This is a genomic window from Yoonia rosea, from assembly GCF_900156505.1.
In the GTDB taxonomy this organism is placed as follows: Bacteria; Pseudomonadota; Alphaproteobacteria; order Rhodobacterales; family Rhodobacteraceae; genus Yoonia; species Yoonia rosea.
This window is the reverse complement of the sequence record NZ_FTPR01000001.1, coordinates 542,222-567,089: the sequence shown is the minus strand read 5'-3', so window position 1 is coordinate 567,089 and position 24,868 is coordinate 542,222. Positions and strand designations below refer to the sequence as shown.

The following is a 24,868-nucleotide window of genomic DNA, read 5'->3' as shown; positions in this document are numbered from 1 at the left end:
CCGAACCCTGCCTCGAAGATCGGTCCTTTTCTCTGCCAGGCGCAAGATCAAGCGACGCCGCCGATCACCCCATGCCGAAACGGTCGCGCATGAACGCCAGCGCGACCTGTAGCCCGTCTGGCGCAATGCCATGCCCTGTGCCCTTCATGATATGGGCATAGACCTCGGTCCAGCCCGCCTCTTGCAGCGCCTCGGCCGCCTGCGGCAGCGATTGTGGCGGGACGACATCATCCGCATCCCCGTGGATCAGCAGAACTGGAGGTTTGCTTTGCGCTTCATCAGCCAGCGTCTCCGGTTCCAGCAGACGCCCCGAAAAGGCAACGACCCCCGCAATGGCATCTTCGCGGCGTGGCACCACATGCAACGCCATCATCGTACCCTGCGAAAAGCCAAGCACGATCACTTGTTCAGGCAGCAGATCTTCATCAACCATCACTCCATCAAGAAACGCATCCAGATCAGCCGCCGCGTTTTCCATCCCCGCGCGGCTTTCTTCCTCGCTTGAGCCGTCAATCCACGGAATCGGAAACCACTGAAGTCCCATCGGGGCTGCGATACAGGCCTCGGGCGCATCGGGTGCGATGAAAAGCGTATCCGGCATATGCTCGGCCAGCGGATCCGCCAACCCGATCAAATCCGCTGCATTGGCGCCATAGCCATGCAGGAAAACTACACAAGAACGGGTCTCGCCCGAGACCGGTTCGCGCCGCTGTGCTTCCAAAGCCCGTGTCATCTGATGCCTTCTCTTTGTTTGCTATGTTTGTAGTAGGCCCACATGATGCGCGCTGCAACCGATCGCCACGGCGACCAAGCCTCGGACATCACACGCAGCTCTCTTTCTTTCGGGCGCGCGGGCAGATCAAAGATCAAGCGTGCTGCCTCCTGCAACGCAAGATCACCCGGCGCAAAGACATCCGCCCGACCCAACGAGAACATCACATAAACTTCGGCTGTCCACGCGCCGATCCCGGGTACAGCGGTGAGGGTCTTGATCACATCATGCGCTGGCATTTGGCGCAGAGCCTCATAATCAATTCCGGCACTGGCCAAAGCATGGGCATAGCGCGCCTTTTGCTGGCTCAGGCCCAGCGCGCGCAGTTCATCCGTGCGGGCGGCGGCCACCGGATGCGGTTCTGTCATCCCTGCCCCCTGCAACCTTGCCCAGATCGCATTGGCCGACGCGACGCTGACCTGTTGGCTGACAATCGCACTGAGGAGTTCCGCGAAGCCGTCCGGTTTCAGGCGCAGCGGCAAAGGTGGCAGCCCTTCCATCGCGCGGGCAAACCGCGCATCATTGCGGCCAAGCCACGCCGCTCCCTCCGCGATGCAGGCATCCCCGATGATCACGCGTTCTCTCACAAGGCGTTCACCCAAGCGCGTGCGGCCTCGACTGTCGCGACCACAGGCCAATCGCCTTGCGGTGGCCGCGCGATCATCAGCACAGGAATACCCAGTTGCCGCGCAGCCGTCAGCTTGGTGCCGCTGGCCGCACCACCCGCGTTCTTGACCACCAGATACTGCACGCCCAGCGCAGTAAAGAGCGCCACTTCATCCGCGACCGAGAACGGTGGCCGCCCGACCAGAAACCGCCCGCCCGCAAACGGAAACGGCTTGTCGGGCGGATCGATCTGGCGACAGATCACCTCGCGCCCGGTCAGATTGGCAAAACGGTCCAGCGTCTGACGCCCCGTGCCAAGAAACACAACCGAGCCTTCTGGAATATGGGCCGCAGCCTCTGTCTCCGAAGTAATCTCGATCCAGTTGTCCCCTGTCTCGGGCGTCCATGGGGGGCGCAGGAACTGCACGTAAGGCAAGCCAAGTGACTGGCAAATGGATGCTGTTCGCGTTGTGATGCGATGGGCAAAGGGATGCGTCGCATCCAGAACAGCGGTGATGCCCGCCTCTTGCAGATAGGTGCGAAACCCGTCCGCCCCACCAAAGCCGCCGATCCGTGTGGGCAAAGACTGCGCCGCCGGCGCCCGCGTTGCACCGGCCAGCGAGATCACCGCATCATACCCCTGCAAGCGGTCCGCGATCTGCCGCGCCTCTCCGGTGCCGCCAAGGATCAACAAAGTCATACGCCAGCCCTTGCGATAATCGTGCCTTTGCGGTCGATGATGATGATATCATAGGTAATCCCCGCCGCGCCGAACCGCGCCTGCACCTGCGCCAGTGCCTGATCAGCAACCTTTTGCGCCATCATAGGCCCTGCAATCTCATAGGCCTCAAGCGCTGTGTTCGCCTCTGCCACGCGCAGATCACCCACCATCGCCGCAAGCCCTGCAAAATCCACCTGACTGCGCGCAGAGTGCAAATCCACCGCGCCTTGCGCAAGTTTCGTGATCTTGCCGATACCGCCACCAATCGTGACGCGCCCGACAGGGTGTTTGACCAGATACTTCAGCATCCCCCCCGCGAAATCGCCCATATCCAGCATCGCGTGATCGGGCAGCGCATAAAGCGCCTGCACAGTTGCCTCCGATGTGGCCCCCGTGCATCCGGCCACATGGGTCAGACCCGCCGCACGAGCCACATCTATTCCGCGATGGATCGAGGCGATCCAGGCCGCGCAACTAAAGGGCCGCACAACACCTGTCGTCCCAAGGATCGACAGCCCCCCCGTAATTCCCAAACGAGGGTTCCATGTCTTGAGCGCAATCTCTGCACCTCCGGGCACGGACACCTCGATTACCACATCAGGGCGCTGCCCGTAGTGCGCTGCCATTTCTTCAACAACGTCCGTCATCATCTGACGGGGCACCGGATTGATCGCAGGCTCGCCCACGCCAATCGGCAGTCCGGGTTTGGTGACTGTCCCCACCCCTTCACCTGCCTGAAAAACAATGCCCTTATCGGACGGGCGCACTGTCACGACAATCAGCGCGCCATGCGTGACATCGGGATCATCGCCTGCGTCCTTGGTAATCCCCACACGCGCCCAGCCCTCGCCTGCCTCCGCCAAGGCCAGCGGAAAGACCGGCGTTTCGCCCTTGGGCAACACGATCCCCACCTCGCGCACAAAGGCACCGCCCCAAAGACGCATCAAAGCCGCTTTGGTCGCCGCCGTTGCACAGGCCCCCGTGGTCCAGCCACGGCGCAATTGGGGTGTGGTGTCATCACTCATTGCGCGCGACGATAGGCAGGGCGGGCGGTGACGGCAATCACCAATACGAGGTCGTTTGCCACCTTTCCAAGCCCCGCAATCGGCGGCATAAAGGGGGCATGAGCACCGATATCCCCCTTCCCTCCCACACATGGCCCACGCTGGAACGCGGCTGGGTCTGGCTTTGTGGCGCGGGTCCGGGTGATCCGGGGCTGTTGACGCTCCATGCGGTCAACGCACTTCGTCAGGCGGATGTGGTGATCTATGATGCACTGGTACAGGAACAAATCCTGTCATGGGCCCCGCAGGCCGAACATATCTATGCAGGCAAACGCGGCGGCAAACCCTCTGCCAAACAGCGCGACATCTCTCTGCGGCTGGTTGATCTTGCGCGCGCAGGCAAACGTGTCCTGCGTCTGAAAGGCGGCGATCCTTTCGTCTTCGGGCGCGGCGGTGAAGAGGCCCAGACCCTCGTGCAACATAACATCCCGATCCGTATCATCCCCGGTATCTCTGCAGGGATCGGCGGGCTGGCCTACGCGGGTATCCCCGTCACCCACCGTGATGTGAACCAGTCGGTAACTTTCGTCACAGGCCACGACCAGTCCGGCAACACGCCCAGTTCACTTGACTGGGCCAGCATCTCCAAAGGCAGTCAGGTCATCGTCATCTATATGGGCATGAAACACATCGCCCAGATTGCCGAACAACTGATCACTGCAGGGCGCAGCATGCATGAACCTGTCGCTGTGGTCACGACTGCCACGACCGAAGACCAACAGGTGCTCGAAACCACACTCGGAACCATTGTCGCAGACATCGCTGCCGCCGCACTGGCCCCGCCTGCGATTATCTGCATCGGGCAATCGGTGCTGATGCGGCAGGTGCTCGACTGGCAGGGGATGGCTGCAGGGAACCCGCCGCGCAATCTTGATCCTTTGGGCCGTGGCCGCCCTGCTGAATCTGCCTGAGGCATCAATGCCGCCCTACTTTCCATGTCCGATCAAACTTCCGCCGGAGGCATCCCCGCGCCTCCTCGCGCGATGAGCTTCATTTTCGCAGCCCCTGCTTCCGGCAGCGGCAAAACAACTGTCACCTTGGGCATACTGCGCGCGCTCAAGAACCGCGGCATCGCAGTGCGCGGCGCAAAATCAGGTCCAGATTACATTGATCCGCGCTTTCACGAAGCCGCCTGCGGACAGCCCTGCCTGAACCTTGACGCATGGGCCATGACCGCCGCGCGCATCACGTCACTGGCCACCGGCCCTCTGCCGCTTATTATCGAAGGGGCAATGGGGCTGTTTGACGGCGCCCCACCCGACAGCAAAGGGGCGACTGCCGATCTTGCGCGCATCTTGGGTCTGCCTGTGATCCTGATCGTGGATGCCGGCAAAATGGCAGGGTCAGTCGCGCCCTTGGTGCACGGGTTCATGGCCCATGACGCGGATGTGCATATTGCGGGCGTGATCCTCAACAACGTGGGGTCGCCCCGACACGAAGCCATGCTCCGGCGCGCGCTTGCAAATGTACCTATCCTCGGCGTTATTCCCCGCACAGCGGCCCTGAGCCAGCCGTCACGGCATCTCGGTCTGGTGCAGGCGCAGGAAAGGCCTGACCTTGAGGCGTATCTTGATGCAGCCGCTACCCTGATCGCAAATCACTGCGACATGGATGCAATTCAAGCCATGTTGCACCCCACCGCATACGCATCCGGACCGTCTCACAAAGCCATTCCGCCAGCGCAGCGCATTGCAATCGCCCAAGACGCGGCCTTTGCCTTTTGCTATCCGCACTTGCTGCAAGACTGGCGCGACGCGGGGGCGGACTTGCAGTTCTTCTCCCCCCTCGCAGATGAGGCCGCGCCGGATGCAGACCTTATCTATCTGCCCGGCGGCTATCCCGAACTCTACGCCGGACGCCTTGCGGCGAACGCCCGCTTTCTTGGATCGTTGCGCAGATCAAATGCCCAGATTTACGGCGAATGCGGGGGCTATATGACCTTGGGCGCGGTGCTGATTGACGCAGAGGGCACGGCGCATCAAATGGCCGGGCTTCTCGCTTTGGAAACGTCCTTTGAGAAACGCGCCTTGCATCTGGGCTATCGCGACCTGCAGGCGCTGGCGGGTCCCTTTGCCGGCGCGTGGAAGGGGCATGAATTCCACTATGCCACAACCCTGAAGGCCAGCGGCACACCGCTTTTTGCGGCCACCGACGCCGAAGGCACGCCCCTGCCCGCCATGGGGTTGATCCGTGACAATGTCAGCGGCAGCTTCGCCCATATTATCGACGCCGCTTAACCAAGCCCTTGCCCTGCCTCAGGCGCAGGCGTAACGATGTCGAAATGATAATAGCTGATGACACACGGGCCAAACGTAATGTGGCCGTTCTGGTGCTTGCTCAGGCCATTCTGGGCGCGCAACTTCCGATGATCTTTGTCGTGGGCGGACTTGCGGGTGGGCAACTGGCCACGAACCCCTGTCTTGCCACCCTGCCGATCTCGTTCATCGTCTTCGGGTCCATGACCACAGCACCCTGGATCAGCCCCTTGATGCAACGCAACGGCCGCCGCTTCGGCTTTTTCATCGGGGCCTTTGCGGGGGCCATGGGGGCAGCTGTCTCGGCCTACGGTCTTTATACAGGTTCATTTATTATTCTGCTGGCTGGCTCATATCTCACCGGCATCTATATGTCCGCACAGGGTTTTTACCGCTTCGCCGCGACCGATACTGCCTCAGAGGCGTTCCGTCCAAAAGCCATCTCCTACGTGATGGCTGGCGGGCTTCTCTCGGCGGTGATTGGCCCGCAACTCAACAAGCTGGTGCAAGACGCCTATGTTGTGCCCTTCCTTGGGACCTATATGGCCATCATCGTGCTGAACCTTGTCGGGATGCTCCTGTTTCTCTGGCTCGACCTGCCCAAAGGCACGAAACGCGAACCGGAAACCACAGCGGTGGTCGGGCGGTCGCGGCTCGAACTGCTGCGCGACCCACGGGTGCTTGTCGCGATCATCTGCGCGATGGTGTCCTATTCCCTGATGAACCTCGTGATGACCTCGACACCTTTGGCCGTTGTGGGCTGTGGCTTTACCACAGCCAACGCCAATGACATCGTCTCGGCCCACGTTCTGGCGATGTTTGCGCCCTCCTTCTTCACCGGCCACCTGATTGCGCGTTTCGGCGTCGAGCGGATCGTCTCGCTCGGGCTGGTCATTCTTGCTTTCGCCGGGATCGTGGCGTTGTCCGGTGTCGCGCTGACCAATTTCTACATTGCGCTGATCCTTTTGGGGCTTGGCTGGAACTTTGGCTTTATCGGGGCCACAACCATGCTGGCAGGCGCGCACCGTCCAGAAGAGCGCGGCGCAGTGCAAGGCATGAACGACATGATCGTCTTTGGCATGGTGACTGTGGCTTCGCTGGCCTCGGGCGGTTTGATGAACTGCTCGGGCGGCACCGCTGTCGAGGGCTGGAATGCGGTGAACCTTGCAATGGTTCCGTTTCTCGTGCTGGCTGGCGGGTCACTGATCTGGCTGGTGCGGCAACCCAGAATGGCGGTCTAGCACCACCAGCCGCGCAACGACACGTTCAGGAACCGCAGACTGTCGCGCGCGGGGTTCACATCAAGCGCATCCGCCACAACACGTGCCGGTTCACGCTGAACCCGTTGCAGCACAGGCCGCGCATGATAGCCAGCAATCAACGCAGCCCCCGCCGCCTTTGATACAGAACGGCGGCTTTTGCGCGCCTTGTCCAGACGCGCCTGACCAGAGGCGGCCAACGCCGCAATGGCGGCGTCGCTGGTATCGGCCAAAGGCTTGCGGCCCTGACCATTGAGCGCGGGATAGGCCTGAAGAATATTCGCAACCCCGACGCCATAACCGAAATCACGCACAACCCCTTCATCTGCCTCACCCAACAGGCGGGCGGCGGTCCACATCAGATGCGCCGAGGTGGCGTTGATATATTCATCAAAATGCGCGCGGTCCTCGAAAGGCTCGGAATAGACATCCCACCGCCGCGCGGCGACCAAACCGTCCAGACAGCGCGCGCCTTCTGCATCCAGACACCCTGCCAGCGCATCCACCACCTCATGGCGCCGTGGTGTTTTGCCGGCGGCGATCTCTTCCAGCGCATCACGCCACCATTGCAGGCGCATTTCGGCAATCATCGCCTCTTGCGTCACCCACGGGGCGCGCGCGACTTCAACGTTGAACGCATAGAGTGGAAACAGGATTTTCCGCGCGGGAACGGAGGCTGCCATCGCCGCCCGAAACCGCAGCGGATCGGCCTTTTCAACCAGTGCAGCGCAGGCCTCAAAGCTCATGCATCTGCCTTTGCACCATCACGGATCAGTTTCCAGTTGATCGCGTCAATCAGCGCATCAAAAGAGGCGTCGACAATATTCGCACTCACCCCCACAGTCGACCAAGACCTGCCCTTGCCATCCTCGCTGTCGATGATGACACGGGTCACAGCCTCAGTGCCGCCATTGGTGATACGCACTTTAAAATCAACAAGTTGCATATCGTCGATGATGTCCTGATAGGGACCCAAATCCTTGGAGAGAGCGCGGGCCAGCGCGTTGACAGGACCCTGATCTGACCCATCGGGACCTTGGCTTTCACTGACGTTCAGCATTTTCTGCCCGCGCACCTTGGTGACAACAACCGCCTCGGAGATTGACACCATCTGGTTGCGCTTGTTCTTGCGCCGCTCGACGGTGACGCGGTAGCGTTTGACCTCAAAAAAACGGGGCAAGGCGCCAAGCTCTTCGCGCGCCAAAAGCTCGAAACTGGCCTGTGCCGTGTCATAGGAATAGCCCTGCGCCTCGCGTTCCTTCACCCGTTCGACAATCCGCGCCAAGGCGGGATCATCGGCCGCGACCTCGAGCCCTGCCTCAAGCAGGCGCGCGCGCAGGTTGGACTGCCCCGCCTGGTTCGACATGGGTACAATCCGCGTGTTGCCGACCAACGCGGGGTCGACGTGTTCATAGGTGCTGGGATCCTTGGCAATGGCCGAGGCATGCAGCCCCGATTTATGCGCAAAGGCCGAGGCACCCACATAGGGCGCCTGTTTGGCGGGCACACGGTTCAGAATATCATCCAGCAGGCGCGACGCACGGCGCAAACCTTTGAGCGCTGCGGGCGTGACACCGGTTTCAAACCGGCTGGCATAGGGCTCTTTCAGCAGCAGCGTCGGGATCAGCGTAGTCAGGTTGGCATTGCCACAGCGTTCGCCCAGCCCGTTCAGCGTCCCCTGCACCTGCCGCACGCCCGCCAGCACCGCCGCCAGTGAATTGGCCACCGCGTTTTCGGTGTCGTTGTGGGTATGGATCGCCAGATGATCGCCCGGAATGCCGCTGGCAATCACCTCCGTGACGATCTGCGACACCTCATGCGGCAGCACACCGCCATTGGTATCGCAGAGCACGATCCAGCGCGCACCAGCCGCGTAGGCCGCATGCACGACCTGCAAGGCATAGTCCGGGTTGGCCTTATAGCCATCAAAGAAATGCTCGGCGTCAAAGAGCCCCTCGCGGCCCTGCGCTGTGAGATGGGCAAAGCTCGCGGCGACGTTCTCGATGTTGTCCGCAAGGCTGATGCCAAGGGCGGTCGTCACATGGAAATCATGGGCCTTGCCCACCAGACAGACCGCCGCCGTGCCCGCATTCATCACCGCCGCCAGCACGTCGTCATTCTCGGCCGAGCGGCCATTGCGCTTGGTCATGCCAAAGGCGGTAAAGGTGGCCTTGGTTTGCGGTGGATTTGCGAAAAACTCGGTGTCGGTCGGGTTCGCACCCGGCCAGCCGCCTTCGATGTAATCAAGCCCCAGACTGTCCAGAACGGCCGCGATCTGGTGCTTTTCACCGGCGGAAAACTGCACCCCTTGGGTTTGCGCCCCGTCGCGCAATGTGGTGTCGAAGAGGTAGAGACGTTCTTTGGCCATCACATCCCCTCCAGTTTGGCCGCGTCAAAATCGGGGCCCGGCGTCCATGTCGCCTGCCCGCCGACGTCCGTGACCTGCACACCTGCGGCATTGAGGATATCGCGCACTTGATCGGCACGCGCCCAATCCTTGGCGGCCCGCGCTGCGGCGCGGTCGGCCAGCAAAGCATCAACGCGCGCGGCAATCGCAGGGGCGACACCATCACCGGCCTCGCCGCCATCGAATTGCGGAATATCGGACCAGTCATTGATCAGCCCCAGCATTTCCATGCCATGGGCAAAGCCCGCAAGCGACACCGGCGTTTTCCCTTTCGACAACACATGCAACCGCGACAAGGCCCCAGAGGTGTTCAAGTCATTTGCCAATACACCAAGAAATTCGGCATCAGGCTGCCATTTGCCTTCCGCGCGCAGCGCGGCAATGAGTTCGGGGCCAAAACCGTGCCCATGCAGGATGCCGTACCACTTGCGCAGCGTCCCTTCCGCCTCGGTTCGGCGGGCCTCGGTCCAGTCCATTGTCTTGCTGTAATGCGTGCCCAGCATGACCAAACGGATCACCTCGCCCGGGACGCCCTGATCCAGCAGGTCGCGGATAGTAAAGAAATTGCCCAAGGACTTGGACATCTTCTTGCCCTCGACCTGCAACATCTCGTTATGGACCCAGTAGCGCGCAAATTCGCCATCCGGATGGGCGCAAGCGGATTGCGCAATCTCGTTTTCATGGTGCGGGAATTGCAGATCGTTGCCACCGCCGTGAATGTCGAAACTTTCGCCCAACAATTCGTGGCTCATGGCGGAACATTCGATATGCCAGCCCGGACGACCATAGCCCCAAGGGCTGTTCCATCCCGGCACACCGTCACCCGAGGGTTTCCACAGGACAAAATCCATTGGATTGCGCTTGTAGGGGGCCACCTCGACCCGCGCACCGGCGATCATATCGTCGATCGACCGGCCAGACAGCGCGCCGTAAGCCTCATAGCTTTCCACCGCAAAGAGCACATGGCCCTCGGCCTCATAGGCGTGATCCTTGGCGATCAAATCTTCGATCATCGCGATCATCTGCGGGATGTGGTCGGTCGCGCGCGGCTCATGGGTGGGGCGTTGCAGACCCACCGCATCCAGATCATCGTGATACCACTGGATCGTTTCTGCCGTGATATCGCCAATCGCACGGCCCGTTTCAGCAGCACGCGCGTTGATCTTGTCGTCTACATCGGTGAAATTGCGTACGTAGGTGACATGACCCTTGCCATAGACCTCTTTGAGAAGGCGAAACAGCACGTCAAACACCAGCGAGGGCCGCAGGTTGCCGATATGCGCGCGGTCATAGACCGTCGGCCCGCAGAGGTACAAACGCACGTTTTGCGGATCAATCGGAACAAAGTCCTCGCGGCGGCGGGTCTTTGTATTGTTCAAGCGGATCGTCGTCATAGGTGCCTCGCACGTGCGTTACGCCGCGGGCTTACCAAGTTCAGTTTTGTTTTGAAACGTGAAAGAGCAACCCGCGACTGATGTCAGCAGATAATAATGCAGCAGGTAATGATGCAGGTGTTCTTCATGAGGGCGGGATAGCAGGTCACGGGAACTGCGTCTAGAATAACTTGGACAGCGCGGGGGCTGCTTTGATCCCCGCCTGAACCATGCTGCGCTCGGAGCGAATGTCAGCTATTTTGCGTTGGCAAACATCGGCACATCTAACGTTAAAGAGGGTATGATGACTAAGAGGACCGAGTATCTGGTCACCCAGTACGCAAGCGACGGGAGCATTGTGAGAAAACTCCGCGCTCCCAAGAGTACAAATCTGCGTCTTTTCCTGGAGAGGCTTATATGCCAAGACTTGGACGACGACGTTGTGATCACTTCTTGCCTGCGATCAAACTCCAAGCGGTTTTATGATCCTTTTCAAATAATCGACATGCGCGAGGATCATCGACGCGATCAAGCTCGTGCTGCGTTAAACGCTGACCCAAAGATCAAGGACACGATAGGGGTCTACAATCGTGCGAGGGAGGCGCCAATTCCGCTCGGTAAGACACTAATGATCGCTGGGGTAAACCATGACTATTTCGTCAAAGAGGTTGAAGTCTAACAAAAGCAGTTGTTGGCGCGAGTGCAGCGAAAGTCTGTTTCGCCCCGCAAAGCACCCTTCCAAACCGCCCATCTCTCGGGCATCCTCGCCCCATGTCACGCGCCTTCGTCAACCAGATCTGCGCCGCCCTGCCCGGTGCCACCGCCGCCGACCCTACGACCGAGCTGGACAGCTGGAAGGTGGGCGGCAAGATGTTCGCCTGTTTCGGTGACCGGATTGACGGTGTCTGCGTCAAGACAGACAGCGTGGACACCGCTGCCATGCTGATAGATGCAGGCGCCGCAACCAAGGCCCCCTATTTCCACAAAAGCTGGGTGCTTGTCAGTTTTGACAGCGCAGAAGATGAATTGCGCCATAGGATTGCCGTGTCATATGACATCATCTTCAAAGCGCTACCAAAAAAGACCCGCGATGCGATTGGTCAGGCGTAGCTGACGACCTCAATCTCGATCCCGTCACTGTCATGAAAATAGAACCGGCGACCGGGTTCATAGTCGGCATGGCTGTGCGGAGTGAAACCATGGGCCTTCACCTTCGCCTCAACCGCATCCAGATCATCAACGACCACGCCAAGATGGTTCATCCCCCCACGCATCTGATAGGCATCATGCGCTTTGGGCACTGTCTTGGCGGGATCGGGTCCGGTATAGACAGCAACATAGCTCTCGTCGGTACCCACATGCAGCGTATACCCTGCGCCCTGCACCGTTGGACCTTCCCAGCGGATGCGCCATCCGAAAAGATCAACCAGCATTGCCGCTGTCTTTTTGGGATCAGAGACGGTGATGTTCACATGTTCGAGCCGAGCCATCTTCAAGTTCTCCTTTGGAATGCGGCAATGAGACGGGCAAACGGGCCTGATTTGCGACGCGGACTGTCATAAAAACAGCCGCATTCCAGATCATGCCCCCAGCCCAAGCCATCGCGTTTTAACGCCGCAAGCGCCTCTGGGTCGGCGCAATAACGCTGTGTGCTTTGGTTTGGCATCGGTTTTCTCCTCTATTCAATAATGTGCGAATCTGTTTTGCTTCCTCAAGTTAACTTGAGATCAAGGACTCATTTTTATGCCTCAGGGACTGACCATCGGCGACCTTGCTGCACGAACCGGATTGGCCGTCTCGGCGATCCGCTTTTACGAGACCCATGATATCGTCAAGCCAGTGCGCAATGCAGGCGGGCATCGGCGTTACGGTCGCTCGGACATCCGCCGGTTATCCTTCGTGATAGCGGCACAGAAACTGGGGTTCAGCCTGTCGGATATCGCCCCGCACCTGCGCCGCCTGCCCGATCACAAAGCACCGTCCAAAGCCGACTGGACACGGATCAGCCGTGCGTTCCGTGTCGATATCGCGGCGCGGATCGCCGCGCTTGAGGACCTGCGCGACAAACTTGATGGCTGCATCGGGTGCGGTTGCCTCAGCCTGAAAACCTGCGCGCTGTACAATCCCGATGATATGAAAGCCAGCGAAGGCCCGGGGCCGCGAAACCTAAAGGCCACAACCACTTGACTTTGGACCTGACTGGCCGTTCACCTGCGCCTCATGGAAGTTTCACATCGCATTTCACATATCACCGGCGGCGGCTCTGACGGTTGGGATGTCTTTTACAAAGCGCGGCGCATGATTGCCCAAGGCGTTGGGGTCACAGAACTGACGATCGGCGAACATGATATCCGCACCAGCCCTGCCATTCTCGCGGCGATGCACAACGCAGCAATGGGAGGGCACACGGGCTATGCTGCCGTACCGGGCACACCGACACTACGCGAAACTGTTGCCAGACGGATCACTGCGCGGACAGGCGTGCCGACAACCGCTGCGAATATCCTGATCACGCCCGGTGGACAGGCCGCGCTATTTGCCGCGCATCTGGCCACCTGCAACGCGGGTGATACGGCCGTCTATATTGATCCTTATTATGCCACTTACCCCGGCACAATCCGCGGGGCCGGTGCTGTGCCAAAGGCAATTGTCACCACCCCCGACACGGCCTTTCAACCCCGCGCTGATACCTTGATGCAGATGACAAAAGGCGCGGCGTCGCTTTTGGTTAACACGCCAAACAACCCGACCGGCATTGTCTATGCCACCGAAACGCTTGATGCGATTGCGCGGGCCTGCATCACCAATGATCTATGGCTGATCTCGGATGAGGTTTATGAAACCCAAGTTTGGGAAGGCAACCATTTCTCCCCACGCAGCCTGCCCGGGATGGCTGAACGCACATTGGTTGTTGGCTCAATGTCGAAAAGTCACGCGATGACCGGCAGCCGCGTGGGCTGGGTTTGCGGGCCGGAAAATGTGATTAACCAGATGATCAATCTAGCGACCCATACCACTTACGGCGTGCCTGGCTTTATTCAGGACGCCGCTGAATTTGCGCTGAAACAAGGCGACAACGTTGAAATCGAAGTAGCCGCACCCTTCCGTCGCCGCCGCGATCTGACACTGCAGGCGCTGTCACGCCAGAACATCGTTCGTGCGGTACCTGCGCAGGGTGCCATGTATGTGATGCTGGATTTGCGCGCGACAGGGCTGAGCGGTGAGGCATTCGCCAATGCCCTGCTGGACGCCGAACATATCGCAGTGATGCCCGGCGAAAGCTTTGGTGCGGCAGCGGCGGGCCATGTGCGGGTCGCCATGACGATTGCGGATGATCAATATGTGGATGCACTCAATCGCCTGATCCGTTTCGCCAGCGGCCTGGCTGCGCAATAGGCGCCCGATTTCAGGCGGCACAGCGGTATAGAATCGGCTAGCGTCGGGTCATGATGTTTGACCTGCCTGATGATGACACGCTCTATGATGCGCTTTTGGCGCGCGATCCCGACTATGACGGGCGGGCATTTGTCGGCGTGTCCTCGACAGGTATCTTTTGCAGGCTGACCTGCCCTGCGCGCAAACCAAAGCGTGAAAATTGTCAATTTTACAACGATGTATCCGCCTGCCTTCAAGCAGGTTTTCGCCCCTGCAAGCGCTGCCACCCGCTGTCACCGGCGGCGCAAGGCGATCCGGCTGTAAAGGCTCTTCTTGCTGCGCTTGAGACACAACCCGAGCACCGCTGGTCGGAAACGGATGTCATTCGCATGGGGTTTGATCCATCAACAGTACGCCGCACCTTCAAACGGCACTTTGGGCTGACATTCCTTGAAATGGCGCGCAGCAGGCGGTTGGCACTGGGCTTCACTGCGCTGAGCACCGGATCGGTCATTGCCGCACAGCTGGATGCGGGGTTTGAAAGCCCCTCCGCCTTTCGCGCGGCCTTTGCGCGATTGATGGGTGTCGCCCCCGGCAGCCTTGCCAAGGATGCGCTTTTACGCGCCGACCACATCGCAACACCGCTGGGTGATATGATCGCGGTGTGCGACAACCGCGCGCTGCACCTGCTGGAATTCGCCGACCGCAGGGCCCTGCCCGCGGAAATGCAACGGCTGCGCAAAGCCGCCAAGGGCAGCATCGGGATCGGTCGTTTTGCAACACATGACCAGATCGAAGCGGAACTTAACGCGTTTTTTGCCCGCACATCGGATCAGTTTGCCACGCCGCTTGTCCTGCATGGAACCGCCTTCACCCGCAACGTCTGGGCCAGTTTGCGCACCATTCCGGCGGGCGAAACGCGCAGTTACAGCGCGATTGCTGCCACCATCGGCGCGCCGCTTGCCACCCGTGCTGTGGCCCGCGCAAATGGCGCCAACCAGATCGCAATCGTCATCCCGTGCCACCGCGTGATTGGCGCGGATGGATCGCTGACCGGCTATGGCGGCGGGCTTTGGCGCAAGCAATATCTGATCGACCTTGAAAAACACTATGCTGACAGGAGACAGCCATGACCGATATTGGTGCTACATTTCGCGCACTGCACATCAAAGGTGATCCGCTTTTGATGGTGAACGTCTGGGATGGCGGGTCGGCCAAGATGATGGCGGCCATGGGGGCCAAGGCCCTTGCGACATCTTCAGCGGCCCATGCTTTTACGCGCGGTCGGCCCGATGGCGGCACGCTCACGCGGGACGAGGCACTGGCGCATGCGCAGGATATTGTCAGCGCCACACCGCTGCCTGTGCAAGGTGATTTCGAGAACGGGTTCGGCGATGGTCCCGAGACTTGCGCCGAGACGGTGCGGATGGCCGCCGAGATAGGTTTGGCTGGCATCTGCATCGAAGATACCGCCCTGCCTGATCAGACGGCGTATGATTTCGACCTCGCTGTCGAACGCATCGCCGCTGCGGCAGCGGCAGCGCGTGGTTTGGGGCATGATTTTGTGCTGACAGCCCGTGCCGACGGCATTTTGACCGGGGCCTATGATACCGATGAAGCGATCCGCCGCTTGCTGGCGTTTGAGGCGGCGGGGGCAGATTGCCTTTTTGCGCCCTTGCCCCCGGATATGGCCGCACTTGCGCGGATCTGTGCGGCAACAACAGCGCCGGTCAACGCGCTGGTTGCGGGGCCTTTCAACCGCCACAGCCAAGCGGATTTCGCAAAGATTGGGGTCGCGCGCTTGTCGCTTGGCTCTGCGCTCTCGCGGATCACCCACCGCGCGATTTATGATGCCGCAACCGCCATGTTCGGATCGGGTGATTTTTCACCGCTTCAAAAAGGCATCAGCAGCGACATCATTGACGATCTGCTGACATAGACAGGCCCAAGCCATAAAAATGGGGCCTGTCAGATTTCTGACAGGCCCCATCAAAGCATCCAATGCATTTGTTTTTTGGGGAAGGGACAGTGCGGTTGGATACCTTTTTGGTCAGTTCTTAGAACTTGAACGATGCACGCAGTGTCAGCGTCGTTGCGTCCACGTCTGCAGTGTCAGCAACATCTTCGAACTGGTGTTGCAGAACTTCACCACCCAGCACGATCGAGTCGCTCATCATGTAGGACAGGCCGAGACCGGCAAATGCCCCATCTGTTTCATCGTCAAGGTCGTCAGATGTCTGTGCCTGTGCGTAGCCCGCTGTCACGTATGGCATGAAGGCACCTGCATCATAGCCAAGTTTGGCTTTTGCGCGCAAAACGCCGTCCAGATCGGACTCTGGCGTATCAAGCGAGATGTCTGTCAGGTCATAGTCAACTTCACCACCCAGAACGATAGAGCCGAAGTCATAGTTATAACCGGCGTGCACACCGTAGATCACGCCATCGGGCTCGGATGGATCTGTGTCTACACTTGGGTCCAGTTTACCATAGCCAAGCTGGCCACCGACATAGAAGCCGGTCCAGTCATTGCCCATCATCACAGGCGCAGGGGCAACAGCAACAGGTGCGGGTGCAGGCGCTGCAACTGGCTCGGAAAGTCCACCTGCTGATGCCATACCGGCGACGATCGCCAGGGGTGCGGCCAACATGCTCGTGCGGGCGAATTTTGATGTCATAGTCATTGTAGTCTCCGTTTTTCGGTTGTTGTACGAGGCACAGATGACACTTCCTTTGCCGTATTCAACCAGGCTCACGCGGCTGTGACAGCCATCGGCCAAAACTGGCGGAGCGCGGCGCTTTGCGTCGGCCAAAACTGGCCGATTTTCTAAGAAAAACAGGTAGGTACCCATCTTTTGCCTTAGATCAATCGCACGATTTCGTGATCGTCTATACTTGTCGGCTTTGCCTAACTGCTCAGCCGCCCACCCGTCAGCGGGGTCGGCACAGCGGTCGTTTCCGGGCTTGATAACGGATACCCTCGCACGGCCCTGACTGCCAAATAGGCAAAGGCCTGTGCCTCGAGCATATCGCCGTCCAGACCCACGGATTCAACCGGGGCCACTGCGCAGGACAGCGCCCGCGCCAAACCGGCCATGACGGTCTTGTTGTGCCGCCCGCCGCCGGTGACCAAAAGCTGTGCGGGCATGGTAGGGCAAAGCGCACATGCCGCGACAACAGATTGCACCACAGCTGCGGCAAGTGTGGCCAGTGCATCGGCGTCGGGCAAACCTGTAACAGCACGGACCAGCCCTGCAAAGGCATTGCGGTCGAGCGATTTGGGTGCGGGTTTGCCAAAATACGGATGGGCCATGAAGGCCGCAAGGATACCGGCATCCGCCTGCCCCTGCGCCGCCAGCGCGCCATCCGCGTCATAATCCACCCCTCGGCGCAGGCGCATTAGATCATTCATCGGCGCATTGGCAGGGCCGGTATCAAAAGCCAGCAGGGCCGCAGGGTCTTCGGGCGCGGCGCAGGCAGGATTGACCCATGTGATATTGCCGACGCCGCCAAGGTTCAGAAAGGCGACCGGTGTTTGCGCTTTGATCCACTTGGCCAAGGCAAAGTGATAGAAAGGCGCCAGCGGCGCCCCCTGCCCGCCGGCCGCCACATCGGCGGTCCGAAAATCCCACGCCACAGGATACCCCAAGGCCGCCGCCAGCCGCGCCCCGTCGCCGCATTGATGGGTACCGCGCCCACCGGGATCATGGGCAAGGGTCTGCCCATGAAACCCCGCAAGCTGGATATCCGCGAAAGGTGCCATCACAGCGATATGGGCGTCTTCGATAATCTGAGCCGCCTTGCTGCAATCCGCGTCCTGCCAGCGGCCCAAATGCGCCTTGAGGACCGCTTGTTCGGCGGCACTATAGGGCCGGTAGGCACTGGGCCCGAAACCCGCAATCTGCCTGCCATCCGTGTGCAAAACGGCCGCATCCACCCCGTCAAGCGAGGTGCCCGACATGGTGCCAAGCACGGTGATCACGCCATCTTGCAACATGTACTTTCCCTATGCCTTCGTCCTCACTATAGAGTGCACCGAGACAATGCCGGGAACAAGCCAATGACCTACCATCCGAAATCCGATTTCATGAACGTCATGATGCAGCGCGGCTTTTTGGCCGATTGCACGGATTATCAGGGCCTTGATGAGGCGCTGAGCAAGGGGGTCGTGCCTGCCTATATCGGCTTTGATGCCACGGCAAAGTCGCTGCATGTGGGATCGCTGATCCAGATCATGATGCTGCGCTGGCTGCAAAAGACCGGTCACAAGCCGATCACCCTGATGGGTGGCGGTACGACGAAGGTCGGTGATCCGTCCTTCCGCGCGGATGAACGCCCGCTGATGGGGCCGGAACAGATCGACGCGAATATCGCGGGCATCAAACAGGTGTTCGCGGCCTACCTCAGCTATGGCGATGCGCCGACCGACGCACTCATGATCAACAATGCCGAATGGCTTGACGGGCTGAATTACCTCGAATTCCTGCGTGATATCGGGCGGCATTTCTCGATCAACCGGATGCTGTCGTTTGAAAGCGTGAAATCGCGGCTGGACCGCGAACAATCGCTGTCCTTCCTCGAATTCAACTACATGATCCTGCAGGCCTATGACTTTCTAGAGCTGAACCGCCGCTATGGCTGTCTGTTGCAGATGGGCGGGTCGGACCAATGGGGCAATATCGTCAACGGGATCGACCTGACCCGCCGCGTGCTGGATCAGGAAATTTACGGCCTGACCTCACCCCTGCTGACCACCAGCGACGGGCGCAAGATGGGCAAGTCGCAGACCGGGGCCGTCTGGCTGAATGCCGATATGTGCAGCCCCTATGAGTTCTGGCAGTTCTGGCGGAACACTACCGATGCGGACACCGGACGGTTCCTGAAGCTTTACACAGAACTGCCTGTGGAAGAATGTGACCGCCTAGGCGCGCTGGAAGGGGCCGAGATCAACGCCGCCAAGATTATTCTGGCCAATGAGGTCACAACCCTGTTGCACGGGGCCGAGGCTGCCAAAGCAGCGGAAGCCACGGCGCGCGAAGTCTTTGAAAAAGGCGGCGTCGGGGATGACCTGCCAACGCTGACGTTAACAAACGATGAGTTGGGCGGTGGTATGTCTATCGTGCAGTTGATCGTGAAATCGGGCCTCGCCAAAAGCGGGAAAGAGGCCAAACGCCTGATCGCAGAAAACGGTGCACGTATGAATGATGAACCGCTGACCGATGCGGGCCTGATGGTGGATGCAAGCCAGCTTGCCACACCGATCAAGCTGAGCGCTGGTAAAAAGCGCCATGCTTTGGTGCAGCTGGCGTAGTGAAAGACAGAGGTAAAGCAATGACGGATTATCTGGTCTACGACGTCTTTACCGACACGGCTTTTGGCGGCAACCAGCTCGCGGTTTTTCCTGATGCGCGCGGGCTGCCCGAGGCAAATCTGCAAAAGATCGCGCGCGAATTCAACTTCTCGGAAGTGACCTTTGTGTATCCGCCAAAGGATCCCGCACATACTGCAAAGGTCCGCATCTTCACCCCGACAATGGAGATCCCTTTCGCGGGTCATCCCACCATCGGCACGGCAATCGCGCTGCGCGATGCAGGCCACGAAGGCCCACTGACCCTAGAGCTGGGGATTGGCCCGATCGCCTGTGATTTTGCAGGCGACAGCGCCGCATTCACAATCGACGCACCGCTGACGCGGCTCGCCACGCCTGATCCGGCATTTGTCGCACAGGCGCTCGGACTGGAGAAAGCGGCAATTGATCTGACCACGCATGCCCCTGTGCAGGCCACAATCGGGCTGCCTTTCGTGCTGGTCGCACTGCGCGACAAAGGCGCACTGGACGCCTGCGCGCCATCGCTTGACCATATCCGGCAAGGGGCCGAAACCTACCCTGCCAGCATCGATTTCGCGCTCTACGCCTATGTCCGCGACGGCAACCACATTGACGCGCGCATGTTCGCACCGCTTGATAATATCCCCGAAGACCCCGCCACGGGAAGTGCGGCAGCCACACTGGCTGCATTGCTGACCGAGGCATTGGGCCAAGACCTGACGCTTGATATCCTGCAAGGCGAAAAGATGGGCCGCCCGTCCAATATTTCCGCCACGACCCGCCATGGCAGTCCTGTCGCTGTCACCATCGCGGGCCAAGCTGTGCGGACGATGCAAGGCACGCTAGTGGTCTAATCTTCTGGAAACCGGCGGCCTGCCCCGCTATCACAAGATCAGGATACAAAGAGGCCGGTATGACGACGACCATTCTTGAACGCTGCGAAGCGAATGGGCTGCGGATGACAGACCAAAGGCGCACGATTGCTGCGGTATTGCAGGAAGCGGAGGATCATCCGGACGTCGAAGAGCTTTATAACCGTGCCTCGGCCGTCGATGCGCGCATTTCACTGGCGACGGTTTACCGCACAGTCAAACTGTTTGAAGAGACCGGTATCCTTGAAAAGCACGAATTCGGCGACGGCCGCGCGCGCTATGAGGCGGCGGACCGCGAACACCATGACCACCTGATTGATGTGCATTCGGGCGCGGTGATCGAATTTGTCGACCCTGAAATCGAAGAGCTTCAGGAACGGATCGCGGCGAAACTGGGGTACCGTCTGATGGGACACCGGCTCGAACTTTATGCGGTTCCCCTCACAGATAAGGACGACTGAACGTGGACAATATCCGCGGCGCGGGCTTCATGGTCTTTGCGATGCTCTGCTTTGCCGTCGAGGACGGCATGATCAAGCTGTTGGCGGCGGATATGCCCGTGGGGCAGATCATTTCCATTGCCTGTCTCGGCGGCTTGATCGGTTTTCTGGTCTGGTCGGCAATCAAGGGCGATGCGCTGTGGCAGCCTGAGTACCTGAACCGTAAAGTCCTGCTGCGCAGTGCCTCTGACACCGCAGGCTCTATCCTTTTCGCCACCTCACTGGCGCTTGTACCGCTCACGACCGCTTCAGCGGTCATTCAGGCCACACCACTGGTGGTCACAGTGGGGGCGGCGCTCTTTCTTGGCCAAGCTGTCGGCTGGCGGCGGTGGATCGCGATTGTGATCGGGTTCATCGGCGTGCTGATCATCATCCGTCCCGGCATGGAAGGTTTCACCCCCGCCACCCTGCTGGCCGTTGCGGGGATGCTCGGGCTTGCGGCGCGTGATCTCATTACGCGCAGCCTGACGGTGAAATTGAATGGGCCTCAGCTTGCAACCCATACCTTTGCCCTGATCGTGCCAGCAGGTTTGCTGGTCACAGTCTTGCGCGGGCAAAGCTTTGTCATGCCGGATGCGTATCAATCGCTGATCCTGTTCGGCACCATCGTGGTGGGCATGATTGCCTATCTCGCGATCCTCGCGGCAACCCGTGGCGGCAATGCAGGCATTATTTCGTCATTCCGTTACAGCCGTATGATCTTTGCGCTGATCGTCGGCTATCTGATGTTCCGCGAAGTTCCCGACATGCCCACGGTCATCGGGGCGGCGATCATCATGGCCACCGGCATCTATACTCTATGGCGCGAGGCCCGCCTGCACCGCGCTTCCCTTCAACCCGGACCCGCGCTATAGAAGCGCTGATAACGCTAACACCCGCCCTCAGGAGCATCCCCATGAGCACGATCATCGACATCCACGCCCGCGAAATTCTGGACAGCCGGGGCAACCCGACCGTCGAGGTTGACGTGATTTTGGAAGACGGCACCATGGGCCGCGCCGCTGTCCCGTCGGGCGCCTCAACCGGCGCGCATGAAGCGGTCGAAAAGCGCGATGGCGACAAGTCCCGCTACATGGGCAAAGGCGTGCTTGAGGCCGTCGCCGCCGTCAACGGCGAAATCGCCGAAGCCATCCTTGGCTTTGACGCGACCGAGCAGGTGGCCATCGACATGGCGATGATCGAACTGGACGGCACACCGAACAAAGCCCGCCTTGGCGCAAATGCGATCCTTGGCGTGTCCATGGCGGTGGCGAAAGCTGCGGCAGATTTCACCGCACAGCCGCTGTTCCGCTACATCGGCGGCACCTCTGCCCGCACCCTGCCCGTGCCCATGATGAACATCATCAATGGCGGCGAACATGCTGATAACCCCATTGATATTCAGGAATTCATGATCATGCCGGTGTCTGCGGAAAACATCCGCGAAGCGGTGCGCATGGGGTCCGAAGTATTCCACACGCTGAAAAAAGAACTCTCTGCCGCGGGTCAAAACACCGGCATCGGCGATGAGGGCGGCTTTGCCCCCAACCTTGCCAGCACCCGTGTAGCACTTGATTTCATCATGACGTCGATCAAGAAGGCAGGCTATGAGCCTGGTAAGGACATCTACCTCGCGCTCGATTGCGCCGCGACCGAGTACTACAAGGGCGGCAAATACGAAATGGTGGGCGAAGGCGTGTCCCTGACATCGGCAGAAAACGCGGCTTACCTCGCAAAGCTGGTCGAAGATTACCCCATCATCAGCATCGAAGACGGCATGTCCGAGGACGACTGGGACGGCTGGAAGACCCTGACCGACATGATCGGCGACAAGGTGCAGCTTGTGGGCGACGACCTTTTCGTCACCAACCCTGCGCGTCTGGCCGACGGCATCGCCAAAGGTTCAGCCAACTCCATGCTGGTCAAGGTCAACCAGATCGGGACGCTGACCGAGACATTGCAGGCCGTTGATATGGCACACCGTGCGAAGTTCACCAATGTGATGTCGCACCGCTCGGGTGAGACCGAGGATGCGACGATTGCTGACCTTGCCGTGGCCACCAACTGTGGGCAGATCAAAACCGGCTCGCTCTCCCGCTCGGACCGTCTGGCAAAGTATAACCAGTTGATCCGCATCGAAGAAATGCTGGGCGAAACCGCTGTCTACGCTGGGCGCAGCATCCTGAAAGGATGATCAGCGAAGGGATGCACGACATCCCCGCCGGCCATGTGCCGGCGGTGGTGACCTATCTGGAGATGTCCGCCCCCGCGATTACGGGCGACATGCCGTTTCCCGATGGCATCACAGCAACCCGCGAAGTGCCCACAATCGCAGATTACCGCGCGTTGTTCCGTGCAGTGGGCGCACCATGGCTCTGGTCGTCGCGGCTGATGCTCGATGCGGAAGAACTCAGCGCAATTTTGGCACGCGAGACGACAGAAGTCTGGGTGATCCGCAAGGGATCAGACCCGATCGGCCTTGTTGAACTGGCTTTTCAAGGCGCAAAGGACTGCGAGCTGGCGTATTTCGGGATCATCAAAGAAGCAACAGGCCAAGGACTTGGCGGCCCGATGATGGCGCTGGCGCAAAGCCGCGCCTTTGCGCGTAACATCACCCGTTTCTATGTGCATACCTGCAACTGGGACGATCCGCGTGCGCTTCGCTTCTATCAAAAAGCCGGTTTTGTCCCCTATAAGATTGCGGTGGAAGTCTTTTCTGACCCAAGATGTGATGGCATCCATCCTGAAACCACCGCCCCGCATGTACCGTTGATCAAATGACCGCTGACGACATCATCACCCAACTCGACCTCGCCCAGCATCCCGAAGGCGGGTATTACCGCCAGACGTGGGTGGCCGAAAACGAAGGGCGCGCGACGGGCACTTGCATCTATTTCCTGCTCAAAGCCGGACAGGCCAGTCATTGGCATGCGGTCGATGCGGTTGAAATCTGGCATTACTATGCAGGCGCGCCGCTGGTTTTGTCATTGGCCCCCAGCTTGGACGGGCCAGCCACGGACCACATGCTGGGACCGGACCTTGCTGCAGGACAGCTACCGCAAGCCATCGTGCCCGAAGGTCACTGGCAGATGGCGGCCACGACGGGCGACTGGACACTCGTGGGCTGTACCGTCTCACCCGGGTTTCAGTTCGCAGGCTTCACGCTGGCCGCACCCGGCGTGGATATCCCGCGCTAGTGTCAGATGCCGTAATTTCATCGGAAATCATTCAAGACAATCAGAAATTTACAAGCATTTTCAATGCGTTATCGGAAGTTAATTTTGAAATTTCAAAATTCTGCAGCCCAATTTCATAATTACCCATGTTTTCAATGAGATAAAGAAAAAACCCGCAGCTGAAACAGCTACGGGGTCGTCGGCCTCATGAAATTTAGGACGGTATTATTTCTTATAGAGAACCCCAACAGAAATCCGATATGGGTTCTCGACGAGGAACACATTTGCCGCGTCCGAAACACCGGTCCACCGCTGAAAGATCAAGGCGAAGTCGGTGATGAGGACCTCGTTTCGATCGGGATGTTCGACACAGATTTCGGCCAATGCATGAACGATCAACTCGATCAGCCTGCCCCAACGCCGATTTGATGCATGGATCAGCCGATTGTAGACATCCGAATTGCGCACCTCGGCTGGGTCCAAACCGACGACTTCACTGAATGTCACCAAGATCGCATCGACCTCCGTCAGACTGGTCGCATCGTATGCGATGTCTTCATATGTGACCGGCTCCAATAGGCTGGTCAGTTGTTCGTTCGCATTGGCGTGATCCATCAGCTCAGGCACACCAGAATAGATCGGCAACACTGGCCATCCCGGTCGCTTCATAAGGTCCTTGAGACCGTTCAGAATTACTTCGATCTCCTTATCCTTTTTACCCATAAATAGGTGCTGAGCCTCATCGATATTTAAGACAAGATACTTGTCGCGACGCAGCTGCGCTTCTGCCCGTGACCAAATCGTCGCCGTGCTGCGATGATCAAGGCTGAATGGGTATTCCATGGCTTCCAAAAACGCCACTCCCAGGCCTCTCCAACTGGTATTAGTTCGCAATGACACGCGAAGGTATTTGCGTTGGAAATTGCCCGCCAAAAGCTCTTCTGACGCAGCAAAACTCCGAAGAAGATACTTGATGTCATGGCTCTTCCCAGTTCTTGTCCCTCCAGTGACAAGCAAGCCCCTGCCCTCGATGTGCTGCCCCGCAAGGTAGGCCGAAAGGAACTGGTCCAGTACGCGGTCGAAGGCGCTGTCTAGCTTCTGAAGTCGCGGCAATTCATAATACCGCGACTTCAGAGTTTTCAGAACCGCAACTGATGGTTTCAGATCGGCGTCCGTACTCATA

The 24,868-nt window shown here is 59.4% G+C and carries 27 protein-coding genes; 15 read left to right on the top strand and 12 right to left on the bottom strand.

Features of this window, described 5'->3' with window-relative positions; genetic code table 11:
* Positions 1–64 precede the first annotated feature (64 nt).
* From B0B09_RS02705 to B0B09_RS02690, 4 genes are read right to left on the bottom strand one after another with little or no spacing between them, the layout of a single operon-like run.
* Entirely contained in the window at positions 65–733 is a 669-nt protein-coding gene (locus tag B0B09_RS02705; protein ID WP_055292623.1) for an alpha/beta hydrolase, read from the bottom strand.
* Positions 730–1,374, bottom strand: a complete 645-nt coding sequence (locus tag B0B09_RS02700) for a DNA-3-methyladenine glycosylase family protein (protein ID WP_242654329.1) — start codon at positions 1,372–1,374, stop codon at positions 730–732. Before B0B09_RS02700 ends, B0B09_RS02705 begins: the two co-directional genes overlap by 4 nt.
* Positions 1,356–2,078, bottom strand: a complete 723-nt coding sequence (locus B0B09_RS02695; protein WP_076658267.1) for a cobalt-precorrin-6A reductase — start codon at positions 2,076–2,078, stop codon at positions 1,356–1,358. Before B0B09_RS02695 ends, B0B09_RS02700 begins: the two co-directional genes overlap by 19 nt.
* On the bottom strand, positions 2,075–3,124 hold the full coding sequence (locus tag B0B09_RS02690; protein ID WP_076658266.1) for a cobalt-precorrin-5B (C(1))-methyltransferase: 1,050 nt from the start codon (positions 3,122–3,124) through the stop codon (positions 2,075–2,077). Before B0B09_RS02690 ends, B0B09_RS02695 begins: the two co-directional genes overlap by 4 nt.
* A gap of 98 nt (positions 3,125–3,222) precedes the next feature.
* On the opposite strand from B0B09_RS02690, the gene cobA reads away from it, so the two are divergent.
* From cobA to B0B09_RS02675, 3 genes are all read left to right on the top strand, one after another.
* Positions 3,223–4,074, top strand: a complete 852-nt coding sequence (gene cobA, locus B0B09_RS02685) for a uroporphyrinogen-III C-methyltransferase (RefSeq protein WP_076658265.1) — start codon at positions 3,223–3,225, stop codon at positions 4,072–4,074.
* A gap of 72 nt (positions 4,075–4,146) precedes the next feature.
* Positions 4,147–5,400 carry a cobyrinic acid a,c-diamide synthase CobB gene (locus tag B0B09_RS02680; RefSeq protein ID WP_076658264.1) on the top strand — a complete coding sequence of 418 codons (1,254 nt, stop codon included), beginning with the start codon at positions 4,147–4,149 and terminating at the stop codon, positions 5,398–5,400.
* Positions 5,401–5,444: 44 nt separating this feature from the next.
* Entirely contained in the window at positions 5,445–6,659 is a 1,215-nt protein-coding gene (locus B0B09_RS02675) for an MFS transporter (RefSeq protein ID WP_076658263.1), read from the top strand.
* Here the strand turns inward: B0B09_RS02675 and B0B09_RS02670 are convergent.
* Genes B0B09_RS02670 through cysS form a run of 3 tightly spaced genes read right to left on the bottom strand, consistent with a single transcriptional unit; the run spans position 6,656 to position 10,478 of the window.
* Positions 6,656–7,423 (bottom strand): squalene/phytoene synthase family protein, encoded by a 768-nt coding sequence (locus B0B09_RS02670; RefSeq protein WP_076658262.1) that lies wholly within the window; start codon positions 7,421–7,423, stop codon positions 6,656–6,658. The genes B0B09_RS02675 and B0B09_RS02670 overlap by 4 nt on opposite strands.
* Complete coding sequence (cimA, locus tag B0B09_RS02665; RefSeq protein ID WP_076658261.1) at positions 7,420–9,045, bottom strand: citramalate synthase; 1,626 nt, start codon at positions 9,043–9,045, stop codon at positions 7,420–7,422. The genes B0B09_RS02670 and cimA overlap by 4 nt, the downstream gene beginning before the upstream one ends.
* Entirely contained in the window at positions 9,045–10,478 is a 1,434-nt protein-coding gene (gene cysS / locus B0B09_RS02660; protein ID WP_076658260.1) for a cysteine--tRNA ligase, read from the bottom strand. Before cysS ends, cimA begins: the two co-directional genes overlap by 1 nt.
* Before the next feature lie 750 nt (positions 10,479–11,228).
* Here cysS and B0B09_RS02650 point away from each other — a divergent pair.
* Positions 11,229–11,567 (top strand): MmcQ/YjbR family DNA-binding protein, encoded by a 339-nt coding sequence (locus B0B09_RS02650; protein ID WP_076658258.1) that lies wholly within the window; start codon positions 11,229–11,231, stop codon positions 11,565–11,567.
* Here B0B09_RS02650 and B0B09_RS02645 read toward each other — a convergent pair.
* Positions 11,558–11,947, bottom strand: coding sequence for a VOC family protein (locus B0B09_RS02645; RefSeq protein ID WP_076658257.1), 390 nt, complete (start codon positions 11,945–11,947; stop codon positions 11,558–11,560). The two genes, B0B09_RS02650 and B0B09_RS02645, sit on opposite strands and share 10 nt — an antisense overlap.
* A 2-nt stretch (positions 11,948–11,949) precedes the next feature.
* On the bottom strand, positions 11,950–12,123 hold the full coding sequence (locus tag B0B09_RS17850; protein WP_165689283.1) for a hypothetical protein: 174 nt from the start codon (positions 12,121–12,123) through the stop codon (positions 11,950–11,952).
* A 77-nt stretch (positions 12,124–12,200) separates the two neighbouring features.
* Between B0B09_RS17850 and soxR the strand changes: the two genes are divergently transcribed.
* The 4 genes from soxR to B0B09_RS02625 are packed head-to-tail and all read left to right on the top strand — an operon-like array spanning position 12,201 to position 15,771.
* Positions 12,201–12,644, top strand: coding sequence for a redox-sensitive transcriptional activator SoxR (gene soxR / locus B0B09_RS02640; protein WP_076658256.1), 444 nt, complete (start codon positions 12,201–12,203; stop codon positions 12,642–12,644).
* 33 nt (positions 12,645–12,677) lie between these two features.
* Positions 12,678–13,853, top strand: a complete 1,176-nt coding sequence (locus tag B0B09_RS02635; RefSeq protein WP_076658255.1) for a pyridoxal phosphate-dependent aminotransferase — start codon at positions 12,678–12,680, stop codon at positions 13,851–13,853.
* A 50-nt stretch (positions 13,854–13,903) separates the two neighbouring features.
* A complete protein-coding gene (locus B0B09_RS02630; RefSeq protein ID WP_076658254.1) occupies positions 13,904–14,965 on the top strand; it encodes a bifunctional transcriptional activator/DNA repair enzyme AdaA in 1,062 nt (353 codons plus the stop codon).
* Entirely contained in the window at positions 14,962–15,771 is an 810-nt protein-coding gene (locus B0B09_RS02625; RefSeq protein WP_076658253.1) for an isocitrate lyase/PEP mutase family protein, read from the top strand. Before B0B09_RS02630 ends, B0B09_RS02625 begins: the two co-directional genes overlap by 4 nt.
* 118 nt (positions 15,772–15,889) lie before the next feature.
* Here the strand turns inward: B0B09_RS02625 and B0B09_RS02620 are convergent, their stop codons facing one another.
* Positions 15,890–16,513, bottom strand: coding sequence for an outer membrane protein (locus tag B0B09_RS02620; protein ID WP_076658252.1), 624 nt, complete (start codon positions 16,511–16,513; stop codon positions 15,890–15,892).
* Positions 16,514–16,737: 224 nt separating this feature from the next.
* Complete coding sequence (locus tag B0B09_RS02615; protein WP_076658251.1) at positions 16,738–17,826, bottom strand: anhydro-N-acetylmuramic acid kinase; 1,089 nt, start codon at positions 17,824–17,826, stop codon at positions 16,738–16,740.
* Between the two features lie 63 nt (positions 17,827–17,889).
* On the opposite strand from B0B09_RS02615, the gene tyrS reads away from it, so the two are divergent.
* From tyrS to B0B09_RS02580, 7 genes are read left to right on the top strand one after another with little or no spacing between them, the layout of a single operon-like run.
* Complete coding sequence (tyrS, locus tag B0B09_RS02610; RefSeq protein ID WP_076658250.1) at positions 17,890–19,140, top strand: tyrosine--tRNA ligase; 1,251 nt, start codon at positions 17,890–17,892, stop codon at positions 19,138–19,140.
* Between the two features lie 20 nt (positions 19,141–19,160).
* On the top strand, positions 19,161–20,012 hold the full coding sequence (locus tag B0B09_RS02605) for a PhzF family protein (protein ID WP_076658249.1): 852 nt from the start codon (positions 19,161–19,163) through the stop codon (positions 20,010–20,012).
* A gap of 59 nt (positions 20,013–20,071) precedes the next feature.
* Positions 20,072–20,491, top strand: coding sequence for a Fur family transcriptional regulator (locus tag B0B09_RS02600; protein WP_055292600.1), 420 nt, complete (start codon positions 20,072–20,074; stop codon positions 20,489–20,491).
* Between the two features lie 2 nt (positions 20,492–20,493).
* A complete protein-coding gene (locus B0B09_RS02595) occupies positions 20,494–21,384 on the top strand; it encodes a DMT family transporter (RefSeq protein WP_076658248.1) in 891 nt (296 codons plus the stop codon).
* 41 nt (positions 21,385–21,425) lie between these two features.
* Positions 21,426–22,703, top strand: coding sequence for a phosphopyruvate hydratase (eno, locus tag B0B09_RS02590; RefSeq protein ID WP_076658247.1), 1,278 nt, complete (start codon positions 21,426–21,428; stop codon positions 22,701–22,703).
* 11 nt (positions 22,704–22,714) lie between these two features.
* On the top strand, positions 22,715–23,290 hold the full coding sequence (locus tag B0B09_RS02585; protein ID WP_165689282.1) for a GNAT family N-acetyltransferase: 576 nt from the start codon (positions 22,715–22,717) through the stop codon (positions 23,288–23,290).
* Entirely contained in the window at positions 23,287–23,706 is a 420-nt protein-coding gene (locus tag B0B09_RS02580) for a cupin domain-containing protein (RefSeq protein WP_076658245.1), read from the top strand. The genes B0B09_RS02585 and B0B09_RS02580 overlap by 4 nt, the downstream gene beginning before the upstream one ends.
* 204 nt (positions 23,707–23,910) lie before the next feature.
* Here the strand turns inward: B0B09_RS02580 and B0B09_RS02575 are convergent, their stop codons facing one another.
* The gene (locus tag B0B09_RS02575) at positions 23,911–24,867 is read right to left on the bottom strand and encodes a TniB family NTP-binding protein (protein ID WP_207552125.1); all 957 of its coding nucleotides are present in this window, start codon (positions 24,865–24,867) and stop codon (positions 23,911–23,913) included.
* Position 24,868 lies beyond the last annotated feature (1 nt).